General features: G+C 67.4%; 17 protein-coding genes. 7 read left to right on the top strand and 10 right to left on the bottom strand.

The genetic code is table 11. The features are described from left to right. The coding region (locus A5736_RS15155) for an NAD(P)(+) transhydrogenase (Re/Si-specific) subunit beta (protein ID WP_139333327.1) at positions 1-207 on the top strand (207 nt) is incomplete at its 5' end. A gap of 7 nt (positions 208-214) precedes the next feature. Here the strand turns inward: A5736_RS15155 and A5736_RS26010 are convergent. Beyond that, positions 215-340 (bottom strand): hypothetical protein, encoded by a 126-nt coding sequence (locus A5736_RS26010; protein WP_139329499.1) that lies wholly within the window; start codon positions 338-340, stop codon positions 215-217. A 182-nt stretch (positions 341-522) separates the two neighbouring features. Here A5736_RS26010 and A5736_RS15150 point away from each other — a divergent pair, with 182 nt between their 5' ends. Continuing rightward, positions 523-1,158 (top strand): TetR/AcrR family transcriptional regulator, encoded by a 636-nt coding sequence (locus A5736_RS15150; RefSeq protein WP_076121510.1) that lies wholly within the window; start codon positions 523-525, stop codon positions 1,156-1,158. A 3-nt stretch (positions 1,159-1,161) separates the two neighbouring features. On the opposite strand, the gene A5736_RS15145 is transcribed toward A5736_RS15150, so the two are convergent. After that, entirely contained in the window at positions 1,162-1,689 is a 528-nt protein-coding gene (locus A5736_RS15145) for a peroxiredoxin-like family protein (RefSeq protein ID WP_076121513.1), read from the bottom strand. 74 nt (positions 1,690-1,763) lie between these two features. Between A5736_RS15145 and A5736_RS15140 the strand changes: the two genes are divergently transcribed. Next, the gene (locus tag A5736_RS15140; protein WP_083667454.1) at positions 1,764-2,375 is read left to right on the top strand and encodes a TetR/AcrR family transcriptional regulator; all 612 of its coding nucleotides are present in this window, start codon (positions 1,764-1,766) and stop codon (positions 2,373-2,375) included. A 14-nt stretch (positions 2,376-2,389) separates the two neighbouring features. Here the strand turns inward: A5736_RS15140 and A5736_RS26395 are convergent, their stop codons facing one another. From A5736_RS26395 to A5736_RS15115, 5 genes are read right to left on the bottom strand one after another with little or no spacing between them, the layout of a single operon-like run. Continuing rightward, on the bottom strand, positions 2,390-2,713 hold the full coding sequence (locus tag A5736_RS26395; protein WP_175611287.1) for a hypothetical protein: 324 nt from the start codon (positions 2,711-2,713) through the stop codon (positions 2,390-2,392). Further along, a complete protein-coding gene (locus A5736_RS15130; protein WP_076247063.1) occupies positions 2,710-3,177 on the bottom strand; it encodes an SRPBCC domain-containing protein in 468 nt (155 codons plus the stop codon). The genes A5736_RS26395 and A5736_RS15130 overlap by 4 nt, the downstream gene beginning before the upstream one ends. After that, the gene (locus tag A5736_RS15125; protein WP_076247062.1) at positions 3,174-3,488 is read right to left on the bottom strand and encodes a helix-turn-helix transcriptional regulator; all 315 of its coding nucleotides are present in this window, start codon (positions 3,486-3,488) and stop codon (positions 3,174-3,176) included. Before A5736_RS15125 ends, A5736_RS15130 begins: the two co-directional genes overlap by 4 nt. Then, positions 3,485-4,048 (bottom strand): TIGR03086 family metal-binding protein, encoded by a 564-nt coding sequence (locus A5736_RS15120; RefSeq protein WP_083667453.1) that lies wholly within the window; start codon positions 4,046-4,048, stop codon positions 3,485-3,487. The genes A5736_RS15125 and A5736_RS15120 overlap by 4 nt, the downstream gene beginning before the upstream one ends. 41 nt (positions 4,049-4,089) lie before the next feature. Beyond that, a complete protein-coding gene (locus A5736_RS15115; RefSeq protein WP_076247060.1) occupies positions 4,090-5,610 on the bottom strand; it encodes a PE-PPE domain-containing protein in 1,521 nt (506 codons plus the stop codon). A 176-nt stretch (positions 5,611-5,786) separates the two neighbouring features. On the opposite strand from A5736_RS15115, the gene A5736_RS15110 reads away from it, so the two are divergent. Genes A5736_RS15110 through A5736_RS15100 form a run of 3 tightly spaced genes read left to right on the top strand, consistent with a single transcriptional unit; the run spans position 5,787 to position 9,007 of the window. Beyond that, positions 5,787-6,887 carry a diacylglycerol kinase gene (locus A5736_RS15110; RefSeq protein WP_076247072.1) on the top strand — a complete coding sequence of 367 codons (1,101 nt, stop codon included), beginning with the start codon at positions 5,787-5,789 and terminating at the stop codon, positions 6,885-6,887. 17 nt (positions 6,888-6,904) lie between these two features. Continuing rightward, positions 6,905-7,645 (top strand): glucose 1-dehydrogenase, encoded by a 741-nt coding sequence (locus A5736_RS15105; RefSeq protein WP_076061249.1) that lies wholly within the window; start codon positions 6,905-6,907, stop codon positions 7,643-7,645. 21 nt (positions 7,646-7,666) lie between these two features. Further along, positions 7,667-9,007, top strand: coding sequence for an FAD-binding oxidoreductase (locus tag A5736_RS15100; RefSeq protein WP_076247059.1), 1,341 nt, complete (start codon positions 7,667-7,669; stop codon positions 9,005-9,007). Here the strand turns inward: A5736_RS15100 and A5736_RS15095 are convergent, their stop codons facing one another. Genes A5736_RS15095 through A5736_RS15085 form a run of 3 tightly spaced genes read right to left on the bottom strand, consistent with a single transcriptional unit; the run spans position 9,008 to position 11,258 of the window. Beyond that, positions 9,008-9,544: a TetR/AcrR family transcriptional regulator gene (locus A5736_RS15095; RefSeq protein WP_076247057.1), complete on the bottom strand. Its 537-nt coding sequence runs from the start codon at positions 9,542-9,544 to the stop codon at positions 9,008-9,010. A 31-nt stretch (positions 9,545-9,575) separates the two neighbouring features. Next, positions 9,576-10,406, bottom strand: coding sequence for a thioesterase family protein (locus A5736_RS15090; RefSeq protein ID WP_076247055.1), 831 nt, complete (start codon positions 10,404-10,406; stop codon positions 9,576-9,578). Positions 10,407-10,430: 24 nt separating this feature from the next. After that, the gene (locus A5736_RS15085; protein WP_076247053.1) at positions 10,431-11,258 is read right to left on the bottom strand and encodes an SMP-30/gluconolactonase/LRE family protein; all 828 of its coding nucleotides are present in this window, start codon (positions 11,256-11,258) and stop codon (positions 10,431-10,433) included. A 369-nt stretch (positions 11,259-11,627) separates the two neighbouring features. Here A5736_RS15085 and A5736_RS15080 point away from each other — a divergent pair, with 369 nt between their 5' ends. Further along, positions 11,628-12,527 (top strand): acyl-CoA thioesterase II, encoded by a 900-nt coding sequence (locus A5736_RS15080; protein WP_076247051.1) that lies wholly within the window; start codon positions 11,628-11,630, stop codon positions 12,525-12,527. The last annotated feature ends 4 nt before the right edge of the window (positions 12,528-12,531 follow it).

Raw genomic sequence — 12,531 nt, 5'->3', positions numbered from 1 at the left:
GCCCGCAATGAGGCGTCGAGTCCGATCTACGGCATGCCGATTCTCAATGTGGACAAGGCCAGGTCGGTGATCGTGCTGAAGCGGTCGATGAATTCCGGATTCGCGGGAATCGACAACCCGCTGTTCTATGCGGAGGGAACCACGATGTTGTTCGGAGACGCGAAGAAATCGGTGACGGAGGTCGCCGAGGAACTCAAAGCGTTATAGCGGGCCTCTAGACGGGCGGATATGCGGGCGGCGGGTAGCCGTTGCCGTCCTGAACGCCCCGCAATCCCCAGGTGAAGTACCGCATGAAGAACTCGAGCTCGTCGCTTGCGTCGTAATCCGGATTCGGATCCATCGTCCCCACCTCTCGACTTGCGACAATTCCGATCGAAGTCTAGTCCCCTCGTCGCCGGTGCGACAGGCGGGCGAGCGTCCCCGAGGCCTTAAACTGTCCAACCAGTTGATTGATAATTTGCCTCATCCGGACCCGCCGGAACCCAAATCCGGCCCCGCCGGCAGCGACGATAGTGAGTACAGATGACATCCGACAGCATCACCCCCAACGGGTTGACACGCCGCGAGGAGTTGCTGGCTGTTGCCACCAAGCTGTTCGCCGCCCGCGGCTATCACGGCACCCGGATGGACGACGTTGCCGATGTGATCGGCCTGAACAAGGCGACGGTCTACCACTACTACGCCAGCAAGTCGCTGATCCTGTTCGACATCTACCGTCAGGCCGCCGAGGGCACCCTGGCCGCGGTGCACGACGACCCGTCCTGGACGGCCCGCGAGGCGCTCTACCAGTACACCGTCCGGCTGCTGACGGGCATCGCGAGCAATCCCGAGCGGGCCGCCGTGTACTTCCAGGAACAGCCCTACATCACCGAGTGGTTCACCACCGAGCAGGTCGCCGAGGTCCGCGAAAAGGAGGCCCAGGTCTACGAGCACGTGCACGGCCTCATCGACCGCGGCATCGCCAGCGGCGAGTTCTACGAGTGCGACTCGCACGTGGTGGCGCTGGGCTACATCGGCATGACGCTGGGCAGCTACCGCTGGCTGCGCCCGAGCGGGCGGCGCACCGCCAAGGAAATCGCCGCCGAGTTCAGCACCGCCCTGCTGCGCGGGCTGATCCGCGACGAAACGATTCGCAAGAATTCCCCGCTCGGGCTTTAGCGGCTAGTCCTTCGCGAGCTTGAGTAATTCATCGACTGACCACTGATCGTCGGCGTGCGCGCCGTATTTGCACGCCAACACGCTGCCGTCGGAGCCGATCAGGAAATCCGCCGGTTTGCCCGTGTGCTTCTCGCCCAAGCCGATCGCACCGCTCGCCTTGGACCACCGCATGCCGCGAGCGGCGGCAAGCATCGCACGTGGGTGCAAGCTAGCAGCGATTGAGGAGGATTCGACCCCAAATTCCTTGTACAGCTTGCGATCCGGGTCGGCCACGACCGCAAACGGTAAGTCGGCCTGGTAGCGGCGAAGCGCGTCGGCCGCGGAATGAAATACCGTGATCTCGGTGATGCCGGCGGATTCGATCTCGTCGTGCCGCCGACTCAGTTCGTGCATGTGCAACGTGCAGATCGGGCATCCGGCGAAACGCCGGAACTGCAGGTGCACGGTTGCGTCGGGCGCTGGAACCGCCACGTCGGTGTCGGTGATTGTGCGCAGCGTCCTCGCGCTGACCGTATCGCCTGGTTTTAACACACCGGCCTCCGTTGATTTTTGAGTTAGACAACTCCGAATGTATTTGTTGGAAGTATTGAGTACACTTACTCCAAATGTCAACCTTAGGTAAGCGTCGCCCCGGACGGCCCCCGCAGTTCGATCGGCAGTGTGCGCTGGATGCGCTACTGATGCTGTTCTGGCGCAAGGGGTATGACGCGGCAACGCAAGAGGAGATGCTGGCCGCGACGGGACTGTCTTCCTCGACGTTGTACCGTTCCTTCGGTACCAAGGCAGACATCATGCACACCGTGCTGCAGAACTATGTCGACTCGGCGTGCGCGATGCTCATCCCCCTCGAACGCGGCCGCGCCGGCGCCGCCGACGTGCACGCGTTTCTTGACGAAGTCGAGGAACTCATCCGCGGGCCGATGGGCACCGCCGGCTGCCTGGCGGTGGAGACCATGCGCGATCCGATCAATCGGGATCCCCGCATCAAGAGCCTGACCGACGGGCACCTGCGACGCATGCGCCGCGGCCTGCGTGGGGCACTGCGCCGTGCGGAGGCCGCAGGCGAGCTTGCGCAGGCCACGCCCTCGACGCCGGCGAGATTGGCCGATGCTCTTCAGGCCGGCGTCCTCGGCGCACTGGCCAGGGCCCGTAGCGGCGACGCCGAACATGCCCTCGCCCTGCTCCGCGGAGTGCGTGCGCTGCTACCAGACCCTTAAACTCGTCCCGAACCTCACTGGGCCGCAACAAATTCCAGGGCTTCGGCAAGACGCGAGGACCAGGTTTCGGATCGACCGGCGTCGATGGACGCCCATTCGCGAAACCGGCGACCGGACGGCGCAAACGGCTCGGCCTCACCGGATTGGATCAGTTCGTTGACCCTGGCTTCGGGCAGCTTGACGACAAGGGCGGCGATCCGCCGGTCGAACGAGGCGAAGAACCGGCCATTGGACCGCAGGCAGGGCAGGCCCATCATCGTCGAGCGCGTGACCGTGGCGGTGGCCAACAGCGGTTCCGCGAATGCCCAGAAGCGTGCCTCGGTGGACCCGCTGCTCATCGGTGGAGCTCCTGGCGACTTGGCACCCGACGGTCGGCCCATGGATCCTTGCCGACGTCTTCGCCCTCGGCCGTGCGGCGCAGCCGGTCGAGGTAGTGAACCCAGCCGCCGTGGTGGGCGTCCGCCGCGCCGCCTTCGAGTCCTCGATGCACCAGTTTGACCAGCGTGCTGCCGTCGGGCTGGGAAATGAGGTCGACCTCGACGGTCGTTGATCCCGGCGGGATTCCGACGTCGGCGCGCTCCCAACCGTAGGTGAACACGATCCGGCGGGGCCGCTCAACTTCGACGTAGCGGCCGGACACGGTGTCGCCGTTGGGGTGTGTCCAGCGCACGACGCCGCCGGCGATGGCATCAAGGACCGCGTCCTCGGCCATCCATTGCCCGAATTGCACTGGGTCGGTGAACAATTCGAAGACGCGCTCGGCGCTCGCCCGCACCACGAGCTGTTGTATGACCAGCTTCATGGCGGATCGGTTTCCGCGGCGGCACGCAGGCGTTGCAGCGGTGCGGCCCAGAAGTCGTCGAGCAGTGCGGCCACCTCGGCGACCCGGGCCAGGTCGGCGCGATACAGCCGTCGGGTAGCGTCGGCGCGCACGTCGACCAATCCGGCGTCGCGCAATACCTTGAGGTGTTGGCTCGCGGCCGATTTCGACAGGCCCGCGGCCTCGGCGAGAGCGGATGCGGGTCGCTCCTGATCCCACACCAATCGCAGCATCGTCCGCCGGCCCGGATGCGCCAGCGCCCTGATGGCATCCTCGACGGCCGGCTCGGTCACGGTGTGCGGCCCATCGCCGCCAGCAGCCGATCCTGCGCAGACGCGCCCTCGCCCAGCACCACCTCAGGGCCGACGATCCCCGCTTCCCGTCCGCGCCTTGGCATTTCGGGGAGAAACATTGCAGTACACGCTTCCACTAGGCCGGCATCAAGCCGCTCGTCCTGTCCTGTCGCGCGGGCCAGGTCCCACGTGTGGATGAGCACATCCATGAACGTGCCGGCCACCGCGTCGGCCACGGGCCAGTCGAAGCCGAGCGGGGAGACACAGACGCGCTCCAACGCGCCGGGCAATTCCAGGGCGGTCAGCACGCGGGCCACACGCATTCGGTAATCGGTCCCCGACGCACTTTCGGCTGGGACTGGCTCCGCGCCCGTCGCCGCCGACAACAGGTACTCCGCTCCGCCGGCCAGGTGATCGATGAGGTCTTGCACGGTCCACTCCGAGCAGGGCGTCGCCCAGGTCAGCTGCTCGGGCGCAACCGCCTCCACGACCGCGACGGCTCTATCCGTCGCGGAGCGGTACAGGACGATGGGATCGAGCGGACCTGCATCATTTAGCACTCGCTAAATTTAGCTGTCGCTAAACAATCGTGTCAAGGCCCTCAGTGGATGGGCGGAATCAGATGCAGCAGATCCCCGGTGGCGCCGCTGAGTAGCGACAGCCCGGTCACGCTCGGCTGGCCCAGGAAGAAGTTCAGGTTCGGATCTATCGACGGAACGTAGGGATAGATGGTCGGGGTCGCGGACTGCGGCAGCAGCCCGAGATCGACCAGCGCGGACTGGGGTCCCTGCACGGCGCCGAGGGCGAGGTCGGGCCCGGTCGTGAACGGGTTGACGACCTCGAATAGGCCGGCCGGGGTGGGAATGTTCGCGTAGTTGAGGCCCGGCCCGTACGAGCCGTAGCCAAGGTCAACGAGCACCCGCAGGTCGGGCTGGACGAGGTCGGCGAGCGGATTGCCGAGGAAAGGGATATCGCGGATCGGCTGCAGCAGCGGCAGGTTCTGCGTCAGCAACTCGTAGTACTGGGTGGCGCCCGTGTAGCCGGGTGAAGTCGGCAGGGCCACGGCGTTGGCGACCTGCGCGGCGGAAAGCGTGGGATACGTGTCGTGCAGGGTGAAGTAGCCCGCGACGGCGTTGGCGTCCGACACGAGGTTGAGGGGGTATTGCGGGGCGTTGGCGATGCCGTCGTACTGGATCGTGTACATGCTGGTCAGGTACGGCGAGAGCGGCGGCGTCGCACCGTTGAACGGCACATCCAGGAACGGGAGGTAGAAGCCGGGGAAGCGCGACAGGATGCCGCCGTCGGGGGTGTTCGGATTGGCCAGCAGCATGAAGGACAGCTGGTCTTGATAGGGCGAGCCCGCCGCCATCAGGGCGTTGATTTCGTTGGTGGCGACGGCGGCGCTTTGCGAGTACCCGACGACGACGGCGCTGTTGCCCTGCGTGAGCACTCCGCTGGGGCCGACGAGCGCGTCGTTCAGCAGGCCGGTGCCCTGGGCGACGGACTGGCCGTACGTCAGGTTTCCGAGATTGGGGGTGATGGGCCAGAACTGCTCGGGCGTGAAGAGGCCTTGCGGAGTGGCCCCGGCGAAGAGGGGGTTGGGCTGGATGTACGAGTTGAAGATGCTCGTCACGTAGGCCGGGTTGGGTGTCGGGTTGCCGGTGCCACCCATGATCAGCGCGGTCAGTGGGTCCGCGGCGGCCGCCCTCGACATCGACGCCATCGACGTCATCGCGCTGGCCTCACCGGACCCGCCGGTGAGCGCCGGTTGGCCGAACAGCGTCTGGATCGGCGAGGCGATCGCGTTCAGCGGGTTCGACGGCCCGAGCATCAGGGCCGAGTTGGCGGCCTCGGCTTCCAGGTAGGCGTTTCCCGAAGCGGCCAGCGCCTGGGTGAACTCGTCGTGAAACGCCGAAGCTTGCGAGACGAGCGCCTGGTACTCCTGGCCGTACGCGCCGAAAAGCTTTGCGATGGCCATCGACACCTCGTCCTCGGCCGCCGGGATCAAACCGGTGGTCGGGCCCGCCGCGTTCGAGCTGGCGGTGCTGATCGCCGAACCGATGTTCCCGACATCGTTGGCCGCGGCCGCCAACATCTCGGGCGTGGTGACTACGTACGACATCTCCCCGCCCCCACCCCCTTTCGACTGTCAGCAAAACCGAGCATAAAGCGGTGCCTGCGCGAAGTCCCGCGTTTGGTTAAGGGCTGTGCGGGCCGGCTGAGCCCCGGTGGGCGGCCCAAAAATTATGGACTAGTGTCTAGAAAAGTTTTCCAGTGTTCTACGAAACGGAGACTCTGATGGCGATCCGCGTCGCGCACGTCGGAACCGGAAATGTCGGAGGCCTGGCCCTGGCCGAACTCATCACCAACCCGCAGTTCGAATTGACGGGGGTGTGCGTGTCGACACCGGCGAAGGTGGGCAAGGACGCCGGAGATCTGTGCGGCGTTGGCCTGGACGGGGGCGTCAGCACGGGCATCAAGGCCGTGGGAAGTCTCGACGAGATCCTCGCCACCAAGCCCGAATGCGTCGTCTACTGCGCCATGGGCGACACCCGGCTGCCCGACGCGATGAAGGATGTCATGCGCATCCTGGCGGAAGGGATCAACGTCGTCGGGTCGTCGCCAGGGCTGCTGCAGTACCCGTGGGGCGTGATGCCGGACAAATACATCGCCCGCGTCGAAGATGCGGCGCGACAAGGGAATTCGAGTATCTTCATCAACGGCGTCGACCCGGGATTCATCAACGACCTCATTCCCTTCGCGCTCTCCGGGACGTGTCAGCGCATCGATCAGGTCCGCTGCATGGAGATCGCCGACTACGCGAGCTACGACGGCGCAGAAGTGATGCGCTACATGGGATTCGGCGGGCCGCTGGACGACGTGCCGATGCTGCTGCAACCGGGCGTGCTCACGTTCGCCTGGGGAACCGCAATCCGTCAGCTGGCGGCCGGCCTCGGCGTAGAGATCGACGAGATTACCCAGTCAATCCAGCGTGAGCCGGCGCCGGAAGACTTCGACATCGCGGTGGGGCATATTGCCAAGGGCACGCAGGCCGCACTGCAGTTCGAGATCCGCGGCATGTCCAAGGGCCACCCGGCCATCGTCGTCGAGCACATCACGCGCTTGCGACCCGACCTGCGGCCCGATTGGCCGCAACCCGCTTCCGGCGGCGGCTCGTATCGCGTCGAGATCACCGGGGAACCGTCGTATGCCGTGGACATCGTCCCGAGCAGCCGCAAGGGCGACCACAACCACGCCGCGATCGTCGGCGCCGCGGGCCGCATCGTCAACGCCATCCCGGCGGTGATCGCCGCGCCGGCCGGCATCCGCACCACCCTCGACCTGCCGCTGGTTACGGGCAAAGGCTTGTACGCACCAAACGCCTTGGTGGCCAACTAAATCGAAAGGAGACCCGGGTGGGACGGGTAGACGGAAAAGTTGCACTCATCAGTGGTGGCGCCGGCGGTATGGGAGCCGAAGATGCGCGCCTGCTGGTCGAGGAAGGCGCCAAGGTCGTGATCGGCGACATCCTGGACGACCAGGGCAAGGCGCTGGCCGACGAGATCGGCGACTCCGCGCGCTACGTGCACCTCGACGTCACCCAGCCTGACCAGTGGGACGCCGCGGTCGCCACCGCGGTCGGCGAATTCGGCAAGCTCAACGTGCTGGTCAACAACGCCGGAACCGTCGCGCTCGGCCCGCTGAAGAGCTTCGATCTGGCCAAGTGGCAGAAGGTGATTGACGTCAACCTGACCGGGACGTTCCTGGGCATGCGGGTCGCGGTAGAGCCGATGATCGCCGCCGGGGGCGGCTCGATCATCAACGTGTCGTCCATCGAGGGGCTGCGCGGCGCGCCCATGGTGCACCCCTACGTCGCGTCCAAGTGGGGCGTGCGCGGGCTGGCGAAGTCGGCGGCGCTGGAGCTGGCGCCGCATAACATTCGGGTGAACTCGGTGCACCCGGGGTTCATCCGCACGCCGATGACCGCGCATCTGCCCGAGGACATGGTGACGATCCCACTGGGGCGTCCGGGCGAGGTCCGGGAAGTCGCGACGTTCGTGCTTTTCTTGGCCAGCGACGAGTCGTCGTACTCCACCGGCAGCGAGTATGTGATGGACGGCGGGCTGGTCACCGACGTGAATCACAAGGAATTTTAGGGCGGTGCTATAACCGCGAGCATGCTGCGCAACCTGGCGGACGCGGTCGGATCGAGCCACGTCGTCACCGACCCCGACGTGCTGGCCGGCCGCAGCGTCGACCACACCGGGCGCTACCGGGGCCGGGCCAGCGCGCTGGTGCGGCCGGGTTCGGCCGAGCAGATCGCCGAGGTGCTGCGAGTGTGCCGCGACGCCGGGGCGCACGTCACGGTGCAGGGCGGCCGGACCTCGCTGGTGGCCGGCACCGTTCCCGAGCACGATGACGTGTTGGTGTCCACCGAGCGGCTGAACACTGTCGGTGACGTCGACACGCTCGAGCGCCGCGTCGAGGTGGGCGCCGGGGCCCCGCTGGCCACAGTACAAAAAGCCGTCGCCGCAACGGGTTTGGTGTTCGGCGTCGACCTGGCCGCCCGGGACACGGCGACCGTCGGCGGCATGGCCTCGACGAATGCCGGCGGGCTGCGCACGGTCCGCTACGGCAACATGGGCGAGCAGGTCCTCGGTTTGGAAGTGGCGCTGCCCGACGGATCGCTGCTGCGCCGCCACAGCCTGGTGCGCCGCGACAACACCGGCTACGACCTGCCGGCGCTGTTCGTCGGCGCCGAGGGCACCCTCGGTGTCATCACCGCGCTGGATCTGCGACTGCACCCCGCCCCGTCGCACCGCGTGACGGCCGTCTGCGGGTTCGCCGACCTCGAGGCACTCGTCGAGGCCGGCCGGACTTTTCGGGACGTCGACGGAATCGCCGCGCTGGAATTGATCGACGGCCGCGCCGCCGCCCTGACCGGCGAGCATCTCGGGGTCGGCGCGCCGGTGTCGGGTGACTGGTTGCTGTTGGTGGAGCTGGCCGCCGACCACGATCTGACCGATCGCCTCGCCGGTCTGCTCGACGGTGTGCAGATGTGTGGCGAGCCCGCGGTGGGCGTGGATGCGGTTGCGCAGCAACGGTTGTGGCGTGTTCGCGAATCCCTGGCCGAGGTGCTCGGCGTGTACGGGCCCCCGCTGAAGTTCGACGTGTCGCTACCCCTGTCCGCCATCGGCGGGTTCGCCCGGGAGGCGGTCGCGCTGGTCCACGCGCGCGTCCCCGACGCGCTGCCAGTGTTGTTCGGCCACATCGGCGAGGGCAACCTGCACCTCAACGTCCTGCGTTGCCCGGCCGAGCACGAGCCGGCGCTCTACGAGCCGATGATGGGTCTCATCGCGCAGTGCGGAGGCAACGTCAGCTCCGAGCACGGCGTCGGCAGCCTGAAGCGGCCGTATCTCGGGATGTCCCGCGAGCCGGCCGACATCGCCGCGATGCGGGCGGTCAAGGCTGTCCTCGACCCCACCGGCTACCTCAATGCGGCGGTGTTGTTCGACTAGCTAGGCCGGCTTGATTCCGACGGCGTGGCGCAGCTGCGCGAGGAATTGGTCGGCGTCATCGCTGGGCACGATGTAGTGGGAGATGGCGATCCGGATCACCGTCGCCGCCTTGACCGCGGCGTTGGGGCCGGGCAGGTGCCGTTGCAGCCCATCGCGCATCTGCGGGATGACGTGGGAAAACTGGGCGATGGTGTGCTCGGGTTCGACGTCGACCATGCGCACCCCGGAGTACGAATGCTGGTACTCGACGATGAACCGCAGCACGGCGTCGAGCTTGTCGACGCCCTTGAGGCCGGCGGTGGCCTTGACCAAACCGCTTTCGAAGAGCTGCCGCTCGTATTGCGAAAACGCCGACAGCAGCTCCTCTTTGGACGCGAACCAGCGGTACAGCGTGGGCCGCGAGACCCCGGCCTGGGTGGCCACTTCGGACAGGCTGAGCTTGGTCTTGCCGTTGCGGCCGAGCACCTCGGCGGTCGCCAACAGGATGCGCTGTCGCGTCGAGGTGTCGATCTCCGCCGTTTGGACCGGATGGCTCATAAGACAAACCCTACGAAGTCGCGCAAACGTGTCACGGATTTTTCGCTTCCCGCGGGGGCCGGCTGCGCACCAGCACCGACTGCTGAATCGCGCCGACTGCGCCCTGCTCGTCGAACAATGTGCCGACTGTGGTCCCGATTCCATCCGGCCCGTAGCTGGTCTCCGCGCGAATGCCGATCCAGTCACCGTCGGGGATCCGGAACACGTGCACGGCCAGATCGGTGTTCAGGAATGTCCACTTGGTGATGTCCAACTTGCTGCCGATGCCGTTGGCGCAGTCGGCCACCGCGAACAGCCGTTCCAGCGGCGTCATGGTCTCGCCCTTGACGAGGTCCACGGTCGGCTTGATCCAGGATTCGCCCGGGCCCGCGCTCAGCGGTTCGGTCAGCCACAGCCAGTCCAGGCTGTGCACGTAGTTGCGGTCCCAATCCCGCGCCTTGAGGTTGCGGTCGCGGGCCTCGGATCGCGGTCGGGGCAACGGGGCAGCGGCGTGCGCCACGGGCCGGGTGTCCTGGTGCTGCAACCGCCATCCGCTGGCGCGGGCCACGGGCCGGAGTTCGCCGTCGGGACCGGGGGCCAGCATCTCGGCGCCGACCAGTTCGATCTGCTTGCCGCCGCGTTGCATCCGCGAGCTGACCCACAGGTCGCCCTCGGCCGGAACCCCGCCCAACAGGTCGATGACGACCCGGGACAGGCAGGTGTCGTCGCGCCGCTCGCATCGCTCCAACGCGCGCACCAGCAGCGCGGACACCGGGCCGCCGTGCTGGATCGCCGCCGACCAGGTGCCGCGCGCCAGGTCGGTCGCCCGAAACTTCTCGCCCACCGCGTCCGTCGCGATGAGCTCGTAGTACGAGTCGGTCACTCGTCCCCCTCGTGGTCTTGCGGGTCAGGGCAGGCCGGCGCCGGGCGTCGCGACCGTCACGGCGTCCAGCCGCGAGAGCCGGGTGCCGACGAGGCGCTGCGGATACGCGTCGGTGCTCGACAGCAGGAACAGCGTGCGGCGCTCGGGGCCGCCCAGCGCGCAGGCGATGGCGACGCGCTCACCCATGTCGATGCGGTCGGTCACGACGCCGCCTTCGCCGACCCGCTCGAACTGGTGCGCCAGGGTCATCGACGTCCACACCGCACCTTCGGCGTCGAGCGCGATGCCGTCCGGCGGGCCGTCCAGGCCGTCGGCAAAAATCCGGCGGTCGCGCAGCGCGCCCGGGTCGCCGTTGTCGCCGATGGTGAACGCGGACAGGCGTCGGCCGATCGATTCGGCGACGATCAACGTCTGTCCGTCCGGCGTGATGACCATCCCATTGGGAAAGTCGAGATCCTCGGCGACAACGGTGGCGCTGTGGTCGGGATCGAGCCGGATGATGACTCCGCCCGAGAACGCCTGTGACCCGATGTACGCGCGCCCGGCGTCGTCGATGACCATGTCACCGAGGTTGGCCGGGGCGAGGTCGGTGAGATCGGCGATGGTGGCGACGGTCTCGCCGTCGTAGCGCAGCACCTGTCGGTCCTCGGCCGAGGCGATCAGCAGCGACCCGTCGGGCCGGAATCCCAGCCCGGACGGGGAGCGCCCGGGCAGCGGCAACGTGGTCAGCGAGCCGCCCATGGTCGACGTGTGGACGGCCTCGCCCAGCATGTCGGAGAACCACAACAGGCCCTCGAACCAGCGCGGGCCTTCGCCGAAGCAGAAGCCGTTGGCCAGCGGCTCGGGGATCATCCGCCAATGCCTTTACAAAACACCGCAAAAGTGTCACGCACCGCGGGCGCCGGTGTCAATTTTCCGCCCGGGCGAGCTCCCGCGCGAGGTCGTACACGGCCTCGGCGGACTGGCTGAATGCGGTTTCCGAGGTGCTGGTGACGATGCCCAATTGCGTTGCCCCCCTGCGCTTTCCGTTAGCGGGTCGAGTGGCCGCGCCGCGTCGCCGGTAGCCGAGTGCCCGGCTGGCCGGGCGTCGGACGCGCAGCACCCGGCCCGCCGGGCACTCGCGGCAGAAAGCCGCGCGCGGTCTTGTTAGCCAAGCTTTACAAATCCTACTCAAAGTGTCACGCTGAGCCGTGAGCTGCTAGCGCGAGAGGTGGACCGGATTTGACGAAGGCTTCCGAGGAATCCGAGCAGACCGAGTGGACGGTGCAGGGCCTGCTGGATCTGTTCGACGTGCGGGCCGACGGGCAGGACCGGTTCACCGGCGACACCGCGGGCGACATCGGGGCCGGCGGCGACGAACGGCAGGTGGTGGAGGGCACCCAAGTGCTCGCGCAGGCCATCGTCGCGGTGGCCAAACGATTCCCGGACAAGTCGGTGCGCTCGGCGCACGCGGTGTTCTCCCGCGCGATCGCCGTCGGCCCGCCGGTCGAATTCGTCCTCGACGTCGTCGCCGAGGGCCGGTCCACCGCGACCGCGGTCGTCGCCGTGCACCAGAACGGGCGACGCTGCCTGAGCATCACGGTGTTGGCCGACGTCCCCACTGGCGACGTCATCCGCCACCACCTGCCGCGGCCCGACGTGGCCGCGCCGGCCGACGCCAACCATGCCGAGATGCCGATGGGCGGGCGCGATCTGCGCCTCGTCGACGTCGTCGACGTCAATAGCCCCGACGAGGTCGGGCCGCCGGAGCTGTATGCGTGGCTGCACTACGACCCGATCCCGGCCCGCGACGACCTGGCCAAGGCGCTCGTCGCATACTTCACCGGACACCTGGGCATCTCCACCACCATGCGCGCGCACCCGGGGATCGGCACCAGTCAGGCGCACCTGACGGTGTCCACCGCGCCGATGAGCATCTCCGTGGCGTTCCACGAGCCGGTGCGCTGGGACGGGTGGCTGCTCTACACGCACGAGAGCACCCAGGTGGGCGCGGGAATGTCGTACGTGCGCGGCACCGTGCACGCCGAGGCCGGAGACTTGTTGTGCTCCTTCGCTCAGGAGGCGCTGATCCGGCCGCTGCGCACCAGCGACACGGCCATCGACTCTCGCGCGCGATTCTGACTGC

It is taken from the genome of Mycobacterium sp. SP-6446, assembly GCF_001954045.1.
Lineage (GTDB): Bacteria > Actinomycetota > Actinomycetes > Mycobacteriales > Mycobacteriaceae > Mycobacterium.
This window is presented reverse-complemented; position numbering and strand designations above follow the sequence as displayed.

Coding starts and splice junctions, on each gene's coding strand:
- A5736_RS26010 (WP_139329499.1), bottom strand. CDS start 340: ATGGATCCGAATCCGGATTACGACGCAAGCGACGAGCTCGAGTTCTTC.
- A5736_RS15150 (WP_076121510.1), top strand. CDS start 523: ATGACATCCGACAGCATCACCCCCAACGGGTTGACACGCCGCGAGGAG.
- A5736_RS15140 (WP_083667454.1), top strand. CDS start 1,764: ATGTCAACCTTAGGTAAGCGTCGCCCCGGACGGCCCCCGCAGTTCGAT.
- A5736_RS26395 (WP_175611287.1), bottom strand. CDS start 2,713: ATGAGCAGCGGGTCCACCGAGGCACGCTTCTGGGCATTCGCGGAACCG.
- A5736_RS15130 (WP_076247063.1), bottom strand. CDS start 3,177: ATGAAGCTGGTCATACAACAGCTCGTGGTGCGGGCGAGCGCCGAGCGC.
- A5736_RS15115 (WP_076247060.1), bottom strand. CDS start 5,610: ATGTCGTACGTAGTCACCACGCCCGAGATGTTGGCGGCCGCGGCCAAC.
- A5736_RS15110 (WP_076247072.1), top strand. CDS start 5,787: ATGGCGATCCGCGTCGCGCACGTCGGAACCGGAAATGTCGGAGGCCTG.
- A5736_RS15100 (WP_076247059.1), top strand. CDS start 7,667: ATGCTGCGCAACCTGGCGGACGCGGTCGGATCGAGCCACGTCGTCACC.
- A5736_RS15095 (WP_076247057.1), bottom strand. CDS start 9,544: ATGAGCCATCCGGTCCAAACGGCGGAGATCGACACCTCGACGCGACAG.
- A5736_RS15085 (WP_076247053.1), bottom strand. CDS start 11,258: ATGATCCCCGAGCCGCTGGCCAACGGCTTCTGCTTCGGCGAAGGCCCG.